The organism is Flavobacterium sp. S87F.05.LMB.W.Kidney.N (assembly GCF_004366435.1).
Lineage (GTDB): Bacteria > Bacteroidota > Bacteroidia > Flavobacteriales > Flavobacteriaceae > Flavobacterium.
On the sequence record NZ_SODX01000006.1, the window covers coordinates 156913 to 170206 of the forward strand.

The window sequence follows — 13294 nt, forward strand, 5'->3', positions numbered from 1 at the left end:
GTTTTTTTTATGATTATTCTTATTCTAAAACCCAATCAAAATTCACTAAATTTGTACTTCTTGGTTTATAGAAACTAATCTAAACTTTAAAACTATTTTTGCTTAATGTCGAGTATTATTCAATTGCTTCCTGATCACGTTGCTAACCAAATTGCTGCTGGAGAAGTGGTTCAAAGACCCGCTTCAGTTGTAAAAGAATTGTTAGAAAATGCTGTTGATGCCAAAGCAACTGATATTAAATTGATAATAAAAGATGCTGGTAAATCACTAGTACAAGTTATCGATAATGGTATTGGAATGACGGTTACAGATGCGCGTTTGTGTTTTGCACGCCATGCAACTTCAAAAATACGCCAAGCGGAAGATTTATTTTCGCTAGGTACCAAAGGTTTTCGTGGAGAAGCTCTGGCTTCTATCGCGGCGATTGCGCACATGGAAATGAAAACTAAACAAGATCAAGATGAACTTGGAACTCACATTGTAATCGAAGGAAGTAAATTTGTTTCGCAAGAAGTGGCAGTTCTTCCAAAAGGAACTTCATTTGCAGTTAAAAACCTGTTTTTTAATATTCCGGCTCGTCGTAATTTCTTAAAATCAGATACAGTTGAGTTTCGCCATGTAATGGACGAATTTCAGCGTGTGGCTTTAGCGCATCCAAATATTCATTTTAGTTTTTACCACAATGGAAGTGAGATGTACAATCTTCCTGCTGCGGGATATCGCCAGCGAATTGTAGGTATAATGTCTGGTAAAACCAACGAAAAATTGGTTCCAGTAAATGAAGATACCGAAATTATAAATGTGCAGGGTTTTGTTTGTAAACCCGAATTTGCTAAGAAAAATAGGGGAGAGCAGTTCTTTTTTGTAAACGATCGTTTTATAAAAAGTGGTTATCTGCATCACGCAGTAATGTCTGCTTATGACGGATTATTGAAAGATGGTGCGCAGCCTAGTTACTTTTTGTACCTGCAAGTACCGCCAAATACAATTGATATCAATATACATCCCACTAAAACTGAAATTAAATTTGATGATGAGCAGGCTTTGTATGCTATTTTAAGAGCTTCGATCAAACATAGTTTAGGACAGTTTAATGTGGCTCCAGTTTTAGATTTTGACAGAGATTCCAATTTAGATACGCCATATCATTACAAAGATGTTGAGGCAGAAGTGCCTACTATTCAGGTTGACGGAACTTTTAATCCGTTTACAGATGATAAAACCAATCAGCATTATAGTAAAGCTAGTTCTGGATCTAATTATAGTTCAGGTTCCTCTTCGTCATCGTCTTCTGGTTCTTCCTATTCAGGATCTTCCTACTCGGGTTATTCAAAAAGAGTAGAGCCAACGGCAAGCTGGGAAAGTTTATATGTGGGTTTAGATACAGAAAATCCTGAAACGATAGAGAGTTCGCCTTTTACATTTGAGAACGAAGAAGTAACTTCTTCTTTATTTAATGATGATGAGGTAGAGCAGGCAGCACACAAAACATATCAAATTCATAAAAAATACATTGTTTCGCCAATAAAATCAGGAATGGTTATTGTTGATCAACAGCGAGCGCATCAACGTATTTTGTATGAACAATTTTTGTTGAATATGACAGTAAATCAAGCATCAAGTCAGCAATTGCTTTTTCCGCTTGATTTGTTTTATTCAGCTTCTGAAATGGAATTAATTGAAGAATTAAAACCTTCATTAGAAACAACAGGATTTGTTTTCGATCAGACAAAATCAGATCATATTGTAATTTCTGGAATTCCAGTAAATATTACCGAAAGCGAAGTTTCTCTTGTAATCGAGCAGTTATTGAGCGATTTACAGGACGGAATCCCAGCAAATAGTTACAGTCAAAATGATACAATTGCCAAATCAATGGCAAAAAGTTTAGCGGTTAAAACTGGATCTTATTTAACCGAAAAAGAACAAGATAATTTAGTAAACGGTTTGTTTGCTTGTAAAGATCCAAATATTTCACCTTTTCAAAAACCGACCTTTATCACCATGCGTGTTGAAGATATAGATAAAAAGTTTGCCTTATGATGAACATGACTCCAGTGGTTAAACAACTGCTAATTATTAATATTATATTTTTTATTGGTTCTCAGTTAGTGCCGGTTTCTTATGAGTATCTGGCGATGTTTTTTCCTGAAAATCCTAATTTTAAAGTTTGGCAGCCAATAACACATATGTTTATGCATGGTGGTATTATGCATATTGCATTTAATATGTTTGCATTGGTTTCTTTTGGATCTGCTTTGGAGCATTTTTGGGGAGGAAAAAAATTCATCTTCTTTTATATTTCTTGTGGTTTAGGCTCAGCTTTACTTCATACTCTTGTGAACTATTATTTTTTTCAGGATACAATGAGTACTTTGACAGCAAATGGTTTTAATAAAACGCAGATTTTACAACTTTTAAGTGAAGGAAAAATTGATACTAGATGGCAGAGTTTGGTAAGTGTGGCTCAATTTGAAGGATTTACGAGTGCTTATATAGGAACAGTTGTGGGAGCATCAGGCGCTATTTACGGTTTACTAACGGCTTTTGCATTTATGTTTCCTAATGCTGAACTAGCACTAATGTTTATCCCTATTCCAATTAAAGCAAAATACTTTGTTCCGGGGCTTTTGTTGATTGACTTGTTTTTAGGCGTTAAAGGGACTTCCTTGTTTGGCGGTGGAGGTACTGGAATAGCGCACTTTGCACACGTTGGTGGTGCTATTACTGGTTTTTTAATGATGTGGTACTGGAAAAAAAATCAGTTTAATAGTAATCGTTGGAATTAATTTTTAACTTTAAGTTTAAATTCTAAACCAAAAGAAGTTTTATGAATATTCTAGACGATTTGAAATTACAATATAGATTGGGAGGCATAGCCATGCGCGTTATTTATTGGAATATTGCATGTTTTATAATCTCATTAATATTTTTCTATCAATTTTCAATTGGTCAATTTGATTTTCCAACCTGGATTGCGTTATCGTCAGATCCTCAGGTTTTCATGTTCAAACCTTGGACTTTTTTAACCTATGCATTTTTTCACGATGGGTTTTTCCATTTGTTGTTTAATATGATGGTTTTGAACTTTGCAAGTTCATTGTTCTTAACTTATTTTACTCAAAAACAATATTTAGGATTGTATATTCTGAGTGCTCTTTTTGCGGGAGTTGCTTTTGCATTAAGTTTTTATTTGTCAAATATCAGCGGTTCTATTGTTGGTGCATCTGCAGCCATAATGGCAATTTTAGTTGCGGCAACAACTTATTCTCCGCTAATGATTGTCCGTTTGTTTTTGTTCGGAAACGTTAAGTTATGGCATATTACGGCTGTAATTTTAGTTTTAGACTTAATGCAGTTTCGTTTAGGGAATATGGGCGGGCATATATCGCATCTTGCAGGTGCTTTTTTTGGATTTATCTATATTAAATTACTCCAAAATGGTACAGATTTAAGTATCATTGTTTCTAAAACATTAGATTTCTTTGCAAATCTTTTTAGAAAATCTCCTTCGACCCCATTTACAAAAGTTCATAAAAATTACAAAAAACCTACAGAAAGATCAACATCAAGAATTGTCACGAAAGATAAGACGCAGCAACAAATTGATGAGATTTTAGACAAGATCAGCCAATCTGGTTATGACTGCCTGACAAAAGAAGAAAAAGAGTTTTTATTTAAAGCTGGAAAATAAACTTGTAGGAAGAAAAATATGAAAAACCTTTCTTGGTTTAATAAGATAATGTTCTTTTTGAATATAGTACTGACTGTCCTTACATTTAGTGTCTATATTTTACCTTTTTTAGCACCTAAGAGCTTTCCGCTTTTATCGGTGCTTACTCTGTTTATGCCGGCCTTTTTTGTTGCAAATGGATTATTCTTCGTTTATTGGGCAATTCAATTTAAAAAGCGCCTTATTTTATCTGGTTTGGTATTGCTGACTGGAATTACCTTCATCAATAAATTCTATAAATTTTCTGCAAAAGAATACGTTCAAGACGAAAAAGATTTTTCTGTAATGAGCTATAATGTCCGTCTTTTTAATGTTTTTAAATGGCTGGATCGAGATGATATTCCATCAAATATTAAAGCTTTTATAGACGAAAAAGATCCAGATATTCTTTGTATTCAAGAGTACTCAAACTCGGCGCATATTGATTTAAAGGTGTATCCGCATCGTTATATTTTTATAGATGGAAAACAGATTAAAACAGGTCAGGCTATCTTTTCAAAATTTCCAATTATAAACGAAGGGAATATTATCTTTCCTAAATCAGATAATAATGTGGTTTATGCTGATATTAAGCGCGGAAAAGATGTGATTCGTGTTTATAATATGCACTTACAATCTATTAAAATTTCTCCAGATGTAAGCGAAATTTCAGATGACATTGACAATGTAAATCAGAAAAAATCACAACGTATTTATGCCAGAATAAGTAAAGGTTTTACGCAGCAGCAGGAACAGGCAGAGATTTTTAAGGAAAATATCAAGCAGTGTAAAACTCCGTTTATTATTTGCGGCGATATGAATAACAGCCCGTTTTCATATGTATACCGAAGCATCAAAGGAAAGCAAAAAGATGCCTTCGAAGAAGCAGGAAAAGGTTTTGGAGCTACCTATAAATTCCGTTATTACCCTGTTAGGATTGACTACATTTTTACAGACAGTAAAATGAAAGTAAAACAATTTGAAAGCTTCTCAGATTTTGAAAACTCAGATCATTATCCTATTATGACGAGGCTTTCGATGGAATAAAATAGATGAATTTCCAATTTTTTAAAACCCAAATTTCAAAGATGAAAATTGGATTTTCTATTTGATATCTAGTTTCTGAGTTTTCAAATAATCCATTGCAAATTTACCTTCATTAAAAAGTAAGTCTAAAACACTTAAGTTGTTTATGAAACCATGTTTGTCGTCAAATACCTGACTGTATTTTTCGAAAGAGTTTGTGTCTTTTTTTCCGTTCGCTAAATATCTAAAATCAGCGAAATCTGGTGTTTCATGAAAATATTCTGTTGTTTTCCCAAATTCAAATTTCATTCGAAGACATTTTGTTACAATGTCCAAAACTTCAAAATTCAGATCCATTAAAAAAGTATGTTTTTTTTCGAATATAGGCACGATGTCATCCTCGAAGTATTCGAAGAAGGGCGAGCTTCTATAAGCTGCTTCCAGCGATTTAAAATGCTGTTTCTGCCAGTCAAATTCATTTTCAATCAAAATGTCTTTTGTCTTTTGATGTGCTTCTTTGGAATGTTTAACAGGAATATTTAATAATTGAATTCCGTTTGGACTATAGATGTAAGTTCTATTTCTATTAGTTTGTTTCTGAAAATTATCCTCCATTTCAAATGTGATTTTTTCAGATTGCGCTATTACTGCAAAATGACTAATAGATGGAAAATAAGTCGGAAGTATTAAGGAATTCATTGTGATTTTAGTTTAATCGGTAAATCGCTTAATCGTACTTTTTTGAGAAACGATTAAACGATTTACCAGTTTAACGATTTAATGTTTTTTTTTTAAATGTTTCAGGTTTCAAGTTTCAAGTGTTGTCGAACTTGAAACTTGAAACCTGAAACAAAAATAACTTTTTTTTAATTATGCTTTATTCTCTCTTCTTTTTCTCCATACAAAATCTCCAACGAAGTATAATGCAAGAGCTATTAAGAAATATTTGAAGTAAGATTGCGGCTGTCCTTCACCATCAACGGTAGTGAAAACTCTATTCCATCTAATTTTATTGATGCCTTTTCCGTTCGTATCCCAGCTCATCCAGATGAATACTGGTTTTCCTACGATGTGATTTTCTGGAACGTAGCCCCAATAACGGCTGTCTTCAGAGTTATGACGATTGTCTCCCATCATCCAGTAATAATTTTGTTTGAAGGTATATGTCGTTGCTGGCTTTCCGTTAATTAAAAATTTAGAACCTTGTAATTCTAATTTATTTCCTTCGTAATTCGTGATAATTTCTTTGTAAAAAGGAAGTGACTCATTGTTTAACGCAACCGTTTTTCCTGCTTCAGGAATGTAAATTGGTCCCATGTTATCTTGACTCCACTTATTAATATGAGGAAAAATTCTATTATCGTCTGTTTTGTCAATTTTACGTATCACCGCAGTAACGCCAGGAGTATTTTTGAATCGCTCAGCTCCAGCTTCTGTTAATGATCCTAAGTAAAGCGTATCTCTTTTTTCTGTTGTAAAACCTGCAGGATCAGTGATGTCTAATTCTTTAAATAATGATTCGAAATCAATTGGAGTTTTTCCATCTAAAGCTACAGAATAAGAATATTGTGGTTTAGCTCTTTCTGGTAAAACCAGTTTTTTTCCATTAATAAAAACAAAACCATCTTTTATTGATAAACTGTCTCCAGGAATACCAACACATCTTTTTACGTAATTTGATTTCTTGTCAATAGGTTTGATAACCCCTGGTCTTCCTTTTGGTTCAAAGAAATAATGAACTGTATCTACTGGCCAGTTAAAGACAACTATATCGCATCGTTTTATTTTTTGGATAGCTGGAAGTCTGAAATATGGTAATTGCGGCCAGCTTAAATACGATTTACTTTTAGTTAAAGGAATAGAGTCATGAACCATTGGTAATGCTACCGTAGTCATTGGTACTCTTGGCCCGTAATTTAATTTACTCACAAATAAGAAATCACCAATTAATAAAGATTTCTCTAAAGATGATGTCGGAATTGTATAAGGTTGTACAACATAGGTATGTACTAAAGTTGCTACGATAATTGCAAAAAGTAAAGAACTAATTGTGTCTCCAGTTTTGTTTTCAGGAGTTAATTTACGATCTGCACGATACTCTAATTTTTGAGTATAATTTACATAATAAATATAAAAACCTAGAGTGAAAAGGCCTAGAAAAGTATCCAAAGTAGATCTTTTACCAAATGTTCTTAAAGTTTCTACCCATACAACAGGAAACATAATTAAGTTGATGATTGGGATAAAAAGTAATAGTGTCCACCAAGTCGGGCGTCCGATAATTTTCATTAAAACGATAGAATTGTATACCGGAATTGCTGCTTCCCAGCTTTTTCTTCCTGCTGCCTGATACAGTTTCCATGTACCAAGAAAATGAATTATTTGAACAGCTAAGAAAAATACGAACCAAGAGTAAAGTGTCATAATATTGTATTTTTAAGTTTCAAATTCAGGATTGAATGTTTTTAATTAATCCAAAACTTTATTCGATTTATTGTAAGTTTAGTACATCTTTCATAGTGAAAATTCCTTGTTTGCCTGCAAGCCATTCTGCTGCAATAACAGCGCCAAGAGCAAAACCTTCACGATTGTGAGCAGTATGTTTTATTTCGATACTATCAATAACAGAATCGTAGTTTACGGTGTGTGTGCCAGGAACTTCTCCAATTCTTTTTGCTTCTATATGAATTTCATTTGATTGAGCTTCTTCTAAAGTCCAATTAGCATAATTACTGTTTTCAATTACGCCTTTTGCTAGAGAAATTGCAGTACCGCTCGGAGCATCAAGTTTGTGGATGTGGTGAATTTCTTCCATTGAAACTTTATAAGAATCAAACTGATTCATGATTTTGGCTAAATATTCATTTAATCCAAAGAAAATATTTACACCTAAACTAAAGTTTGAACTCGAAATAAAACCGCCTTTTTTCTCATTGCAAAGAGCAATCATTTCGTCGTAATGTTCCAGCCATCCAGTTGTTCCAGAAACTACAGGAACATTAGCATTAAAAGATGCTGAGATATTATTAACTGCTGCTGATGGAACACTAAAATCTATGGCAACATCCGCTGTTGAAAGTCCGTCATAGCTATTAAATTCATCTTTCTTTAAAACTATTTCATGACCTCTTTCTAAAGCAATTCTTTCGATTACTTTCCCCATTTTTCCGTATCCTAAAAGCGCAATTTTCATTATAATTATTTTTTTATTGATTTTTAAATAGACGTTACTCTATTAAAACTTGTAGTTAAAGGTTAGTCCAACGTTTGGTTTAAATGTTACATCGTCGGGATAAATTTCTGGACGCATTGATAGTCTTTCGTTTACATTAAACTGAATCAAAGCGGCATCGACATTGGCATCAATTATGTTTAGTACATAAAAACCAACAACAAATAAGGCAGATAAGTCTCTGTTTCTTTGGTAAAACTTTTGCCCGGCAATCAGTCGGTTGTCGTCCAAAAATTGATAATTATCATCGTTATAGCCTTCTAATCTTCGTTTATAGGCGTCACGATAATCGTGGTATTTTTTATTGTTGTCTATATAAAAGTACAAACTTGTTCCGATTGCTCCGTAAACCAATGGAATTTTCCAGTATTTTTTATTGTAAGCCTGCCCTAAGCCGGGTAAAATTGCAGAATAAAAGGCTGCTTTTGCGGGTGTTAGCGGATCTATTTCTTCTAATGCAGTAGTGTCTTTTACGACCAAAACCGTGTCTTTTTTTACCTGGGCAAAAAGAGAAACGGTTCCTGTTAGAAAGAACAATAGACCGATGGGGACAATTTTATTCACTATCCGTTTATTAATTTTATAATTCTGTTAAAGTCGGCTTCAGAATTGAATGGAATTGTGATTTTTCCTTTTCCGTTGCCAGCGACTTTAATATCAACTTTCGAACCAAAATAATCGTTAAAAGTATTTTTTTGAGTTTCTCTTACCACAAATGCAGAATCTGTTTTAGGTTTTCCTTCAGCTTTAGGCTGCTGCCCTTCATGATAATTTTTTACCAGAGCTTCTGTTTCACGAACAGATAAATTCTGGCTTACAATTTTTTGGTAGATATCTGTTTGAACATCAAGGTCTTCAATGTTGATAATTGCTCTACCGTGTCCCATGCTGATAAAACCGTCACGAATACCAGTTTGGATAATCGGATCTAATTTTAAAAGACGTAAATAGTTGGCAATTGTCGAACGTTTTTTTCCAACTCTTTCACTCATTTGTTCTTGAGTTAATTGAATTTCATCGATCAAACGCTGGTATGATAATGCAATCTCAATTGGATCTAAGTCATGACGCTGAATATTTTCAACCAAAGCCATAACTAACGATTCGTTGTCGTTTGCAATACGAATATATGCTGGAACATGAGTTAATCCTATTAAGGTAGAAGCACGAAGACGACGCTCTCCTGAGATTAACTGATATTTATTGAAATCTAATTTACGAACAGTAATAGGTTGAATTACACCAAGTTCTTTAATAGAAGTGGCTAATTCGCGTAAAGATTCTTCATTAAAATTGCTTCTAGGCTGAAACGGATTTATTTCGATAGCACTTATTTCAAGCTCAATAATATTTCCAACAACTTTGTCAGCATTTTTATCTTCTACTGATGTAATGTCGTTTTCTGGATCTTTTAATAATGCTGATAATCCTCTTCCTAAGGCTTGTTTTTTAATTGCTTTTGTCATAAAAACTATTTGCTGTTTTTCTTTATAATTTCTTGAGCTAAATGAATGTAGTTTACGGCACCTTTACTGGTAGCGTCATAATTAATGATGCTTTCACCAAAACTAGGCGCTTCACTTAATTTTACATTTCGCTGAATTACGGTATCAAAAACCATATCGTTAAAGTGTTTTTGAACCTCTTCTACAACCTGATTAGATAAACGTAGTCTTGAATCGTACATAGTTAGCAATAAGCCTTCGATGTCAAGATCAGGATTGTGTATTTTTTGAATACTTTTAATAGTGTTCAATAATTTTCCTAATCCCTCAAGAGCAAAATACTCACATTGAATAGGAATAACTACAGAATCTGCAGCTGTTAAAGCATTCAAGGTTAACAAACCTAAAGAAGGCGCACAGTCGATAATGATATAATCATATTCATCTTTCACGCTTTCTAATGCTTTTTTAAGCATATATTCACGGTTTTCTTTGTCAACCAATTCAATTTCGATAGCCACAAGGTCAATATGAGCAGGGATCACGTCTACGTTTGGGGCTGTACATTTTAAAACGGCTTCTTTCGGTGTTATACTGTGTTCCAGAATTTGATAAGTTCCAGCTTCAACTGTTTCTACGTCAATTCCGAGACCAGATGTAGCATTGGCTTGAGGATCAGCATCGATCAACAATACTTTTTTTTCTAAAACACCTAATGAGGCAGCAAGATTTACTGATGTAGTAGTCTTTCCAACGCCTCCTTTTTGATTAGCAATAGCAATGATTTTGCCCATTTATTTTCTGAATTTTGAACCGTAAAAATACAATTATTTATGGTTTTTGAAAATCTATTTTGTTAACATTTATGAAAGTTTGTTTAACCGTTGTTTGGTGGGTGTTTGCAGAAATTAATTTTAGTTTTCAAAAGAGTTATTAAAGATGTTTCTTATTTATTTAATTCACTTTTTTGTGATTAAAGCTTTGAAATCATTTAATTCTAAACAAAACTTATATCTTTTTACAAATAAGATTTTGGTTTTAAATATAGTTTTGAAATAATGAGTCGGCTAATTTTTTAAAATCTCGATTGTTACATAAACTACACCGCTCTTTTTATTGGAAGCAATATCCATAAAAGCTCTTTTACTTAGGTCAATTTCTCTTCCTTTTACAAAAGGTCCTCTGTCTATAACTTCAACTAAAACAAACTTTTTATTTTTTTCGTTTGTGATTTTTAGTTTTGTTCCGAAAGGGAATGTTTTGTGCGCTGCGGTAAAATCATTATTGTCGAATTTTCTACCGCTCGCTGTTTTTCGCCCATTAAATTTATCATGATAGTAAGAAGCGTGAGCATTTGTCTTATATAATACGCTTTTTGTTGCTAATAAGCAGGAATCAATTGGAATGATGTTTTTTTGCTGTGCGATTCCAACTATAGAAAAAATTAAGGCAATACATAATATAATCTTTTTCATTTCATTTTCTTTTTCATTGCCGGCAAAAAAAAGCTATTAAAGAAAAACAGATATGTTCTAGAAGGTTTATTTATGTCAGAAAAAGACAAATTTTTTAGATTTTGTAGTGTTTTTGATGAGAAAATTGAGAATAGAAATGAACGGGAAGCTTAAGGATTATTGCTATTTTGGGCTTTCTAAAAACTATCACTATTACAATCTATCAAACCATAAAAATGAACATTCTTATGAGTAAAAAAGTAATCTCATTATTTACACTATTTACATTTATGCTGCTATTCTGCAGTTTTTCATCTTATTCAGATAATTACAAAATAGAAGGGAATAAAAAAATCGAACGTAAAATTGTTTACAACAAAAAGAAACATAATATTAGTTTATCATGGTCGGCTTTTGGTTCTTCTGGAAATTATATTATTACAAGAGGAGGAAGTCGTTTAGCGACTGATTTTGTAACTGTGGGTTCAACTTCTAAATTGACATTTACAGATAATAAACCCAATACTGATAAATACGAGAACTATTATAAGGTTACTCGTAATTCGATAACAGTCATAATTTCATTAGAAAACCAAATGTTTGGTGATAATATGTATTTCTATGATAGAAAATATGAAAAGGCAGAAACAGCACGAAAAGATATTAATTCCCATTTTGGATCTATTGGTCTAGGCGGATCAAATGGCGAATGGACAACAAAACGTCAGGCATATTATTTTAAAGCAAATATTGAAGGACAAACTTACGATTCTGGCGGATCGGGTTCTGCGTCATCGGCTGAAGCTAACTCGATAGAATTAGGATTCTACTCTCACATTGGAGGTTTAGGAAAAGTTCCGTCAGATGTTAAACTAGGGTCTATCTTTACGAAACCTCATCTTTCGGGTGGAGCAAATGCGACTTGTACTTTTTGGCGTTCTATAGAAAATGTTGAAGTAATGCGAGATTTTGCTTGGACAGTTTCTCAATCAACCAGTGCGCGAAGAATGCTGATTGAAAGTACTTCAAAATATATTTCAGATATTGGAGATACCAATTTTTGGGGCAGCGGTGGCTTTATTGCCGATACTCATTATACATCATCACGACCAAATTGGGGCGGACAACAGCAATGGTATACAAGAAATGCCATTTTTCCTTCTGGCTCGGGAGCTATGGGCGGTTCCTATAATATGGTTTGGCAAGGCTGTGTTAATCCTCCAAAGGCAGATGATGCTAATTCTCCAATTCCTGCTACGCCTATTATAAGAGAAAAACCTTTTCTTTTTTTAGATAAGGATGGCGAATACAAAGTTTTTGTTCCTGCATGGCAAAAAGATAGAGTAGGAGTTTCTTGGTCGGCAGCAGATATGGGTAAAGGCGAAATTCAAGATTTGCTTACTAATTGGTATGTTGCCAAAGAAGGTGATACTGATCTGGAAATCAATAATGCATTAAAAGCTGGTAAAAATATATTTTTCACTCCAGGACATTACTCACTGAATGCTCCTATTCAGGTCAATAGAAAAGACGCTATACTTTTAGGTGCCGGTATAGCTTCTGTAACACTTGAACCGACTGAGAAAAATATTTGGGGATATATTTATGCTGATGACAAAGATGGAATTATCATTGCTGGACTTCTTATGGATTCCTTTAATAGTACAACTTATCAAATTAGAATTGGAAACGAAGGAGCAAATGCCGACCATTCTGCAGATCCAATTCTGCTTACAGATATTACTTGCAGAGTAGGTGGTGTTCAATCAAAGAATATTCAGATACATGCTTCTATGCAAATTAACAGTAATAATGTGGTGGGTGATCATTTCTGGCTGTGGCGTGCCGATCATGGTTCGCAGAAAGGTGGTGATGCACGCTGGTTAAGAGATCGATGCAAGAACGGACTTATTGTTACTGGAGATGATGTTACACTTTATGGTTTGTTTACAGAACACTATCAAGAATATGAGGTATTATGGCTGGGAGAACGCGGCAGAACTTTTTTCTTTCAAAACGAACCGCCTTATGATGCGCCGAATCAAGCAACCTGGAGCAGTCAAGGAGGAAGGGTTGCTGGTTACGCAGCGTTTAAAGTAGCTAATACGGTAAAAGAACATCAAAGTATTGGAATGGGATCTTATGCTGTTTTTACGGGAACAGATGGTAATGTGAATAAGAAAAATGGTTTTGAAGTGCCTAATAGTCCAAATGTGAAACTCGAAAAAATGTGTACCACTCGTTTTGCCGGTCCGGGTAATATTCAAAATGTTATTAATGGAATTGGTGGCAGCACCGCAACTGGTGCAAAACGCGTAGCATTATATAATAATGGAGAAGGAACACAGCCTTTTGATGAGGAATTTAATTTGCCTAATCGTGAATCTTATCCTGCTTATATTTTGATGGAGAAGTAAATAGAATA

The 13294-nt window shown here is 33.8% G+C and carries 12 protein-coding genes; 5 read left to right on the top strand and 7 right to left on the bottom strand.

What is annotated here, in order from left to right; translation table 11 throughout:
• The first annotated feature begins 105 nt into the window (after positions 1-105).
• From mutL to EDB96_RS17925, 4 genes are read left to right on the top strand one after another with little or no spacing between them, the layout of a single operon-like run.
• Entirely contained in the window at positions 106-2043 is a 1938-nt protein-coding gene (gene mutL, locus EDB96_RS17910; RefSeq protein WP_134142398.1) for a DNA mismatch repair endonuclease MutL, read from the top strand.
• The gene (locus EDB96_RS17915) at positions 2040-2789 is read left to right on the top strand and encodes a rhomboid family intramembrane serine protease (protein ID WP_134142400.1); all 750 of its coding nucleotides are present in this window, start codon (positions 2040-2042) and stop codon (positions 2787-2789) included. Before mutL ends, EDB96_RS17915 begins: the two co-directional genes overlap by 4 nt.
• Before the next feature lie 41 nt (positions 2790-2830).
• On the top strand, positions 2831-3694 hold the full coding sequence (locus tag EDB96_RS17920; RefSeq protein WP_134142402.1) for a rhomboid family intramembrane serine protease: 864 nt from the start codon (positions 2831-2833) through the stop codon (positions 3692-3694).
• 18 nt (positions 3695-3712) lie between these two features.
• Positions 3713-4759, top strand: coding sequence for an endonuclease/exonuclease/phosphatase family protein (locus tag EDB96_RS17925; protein WP_166669325.1), 1047 nt, complete (start codon positions 3713-3715; stop codon positions 4757-4759).
• Positions 4760-4816: 57 nt separating this feature from the next.
• On the opposite strand, the gene EDB96_RS17930 is transcribed toward EDB96_RS17925, so the two are convergent.
• The 7 genes from EDB96_RS17930 to EDB96_RS17960 form a co-directional block, all read right to left on the bottom strand.
• On the bottom strand, positions 4817-5437 hold the full coding sequence (locus EDB96_RS17930; protein WP_134142404.1) for a WbqC family protein: 621 nt from the start codon (positions 5435-5437) through the stop codon (positions 4817-4819).
• Positions 5438-5608: 171 nt separating this feature from the next.
• Entirely contained in the window at positions 5609-7162 is a 1554-nt protein-coding gene (gene lepB, locus EDB96_RS17935; protein WP_057114778.1) for a signal peptidase I, read from the bottom strand.
• A 67-nt stretch (positions 7163-7229) separates the two neighbouring features.
• Complete coding sequence (gene dapB / locus EDB96_RS17940) at positions 7230-7931, bottom strand: 4-hydroxy-tetrahydrodipicolinate reductase (protein WP_057114777.1); 702 nt, start codon at positions 7929-7931, stop codon at positions 7230-7232.
• Between the two features lie 42 nt (positions 7932-7973).
• Positions 7974-8534, bottom strand: a complete 561-nt coding sequence (locus EDB96_RS17945) for a DUF5683 domain-containing protein (protein WP_057114776.1) — start codon at positions 8532-8534, stop codon at positions 7974-7976.
• Positions 8534-9436, bottom strand: a complete 903-nt coding sequence (locus EDB96_RS17950; RefSeq protein ID WP_057114775.1) for a ParB/RepB/Spo0J family partition protein — start codon at positions 9434-9436, stop codon at positions 8534-8536. The genes EDB96_RS17945 and EDB96_RS17950 overlap by 1 nt, the downstream gene beginning before the upstream one ends.
• 5 nt (positions 9437-9441) lie before the next feature.
• Entirely contained in the window at positions 9442-10209 is a 768-nt protein-coding gene (locus tag EDB96_RS17955; RefSeq protein ID WP_057114774.1) for a ParA family protein, read from the bottom strand.
• A 273-nt stretch (positions 10210-10482) separates the two neighbouring features.
• Positions 10483-10890 (bottom strand): septal ring lytic transglycosylase RlpA family protein, encoded by a 408-nt coding sequence (locus EDB96_RS17960; RefSeq protein WP_134142406.1) that lies wholly within the window; start codon positions 10888-10890, stop codon positions 10483-10485.
• Between the two features lie 227 nt (positions 10891-11117).
• On the opposite strand from EDB96_RS17960, the gene EDB96_RS17965 reads away from it, so the two are divergent.
• Entirely contained in the window at positions 11118-13286 is a 2169-nt protein-coding gene (locus tag EDB96_RS17965; protein WP_134142408.1) for a hypothetical protein, read from the top strand.
• Positions 13287-13294 lie beyond the last annotated feature (8 nt).

Excerpts from the sequence above, each read along its gene's own strand:
- mutL (WP_134142398.1), top strand. The coding sequence starts at position 106 with ATGTCGAGTATTATTCAATTGCTTCCTGATCACGTTGCTAACCAAATT.
- EDB96_RS17915 (WP_134142400.1), top strand. The coding sequence starts at position 2,040 with ATGATGAACATGACTCCAGTGGTTAAACAACTGCTAATTATTAATATT.
- EDB96_RS17920 (WP_134142402.1), top strand. The coding sequence starts at position 2,831 with ATGAATATTCTAGACGATTTGAAATTACAATATAGATTGGGAGGCATA.
- EDB96_RS17925 (WP_166669325.1), top strand. The coding sequence starts at position 3,713 with ATGAAAAACCTTTCTTGGTTTAATAAGATAATGTTCTTTTTGAATATA.
- EDB96_RS17930 (WP_134142404.1), bottom strand. The coding sequence starts at position 5,437 with ATGAATTCCTTAATACTTCCGACTTATTTTCCATCTATTAGTCATTTT.
- lepB (WP_057114778.1), bottom strand. The coding sequence starts at position 7,162 with ATGACACTTTACTCTTGGTTCGTATTTTTCTTAGCTGTTCAAATAATT.
- dapB (WP_057114777.1), bottom strand. The coding sequence starts at position 7,931 with ATGAAAATTGCGCTTTTAGGATACGGAAAAATGGGGAAAGTAATCGAA.
- EDB96_RS17950 (WP_057114775.1), bottom strand. The coding sequence starts at position 9,436 with ATGACAAAAGCAATTAAAAAACAAGCCTTAGGAAGAGGATTATCAGCA.
- EDB96_RS17955 (WP_057114774.1), bottom strand. The coding sequence starts at position 10,209 with ATGGGCAAAATCATTGCTATTGCTAATCAAAAAGGAGGCGTTGGAAAG.
- EDB96_RS17960 (WP_134142406.1), bottom strand. The coding sequence starts at position 10,890 with ATGAAAAAGATTATATTATGTATTGCCTTAATTTTTTCTATAGTTGGA.
- EDB96_RS17965 (WP_134142408.1), top strand. The coding sequence starts at position 11,118 with ATGAGTAAAAAAGTAATCTCATTATTTACACTATTTACATTTATGCTG.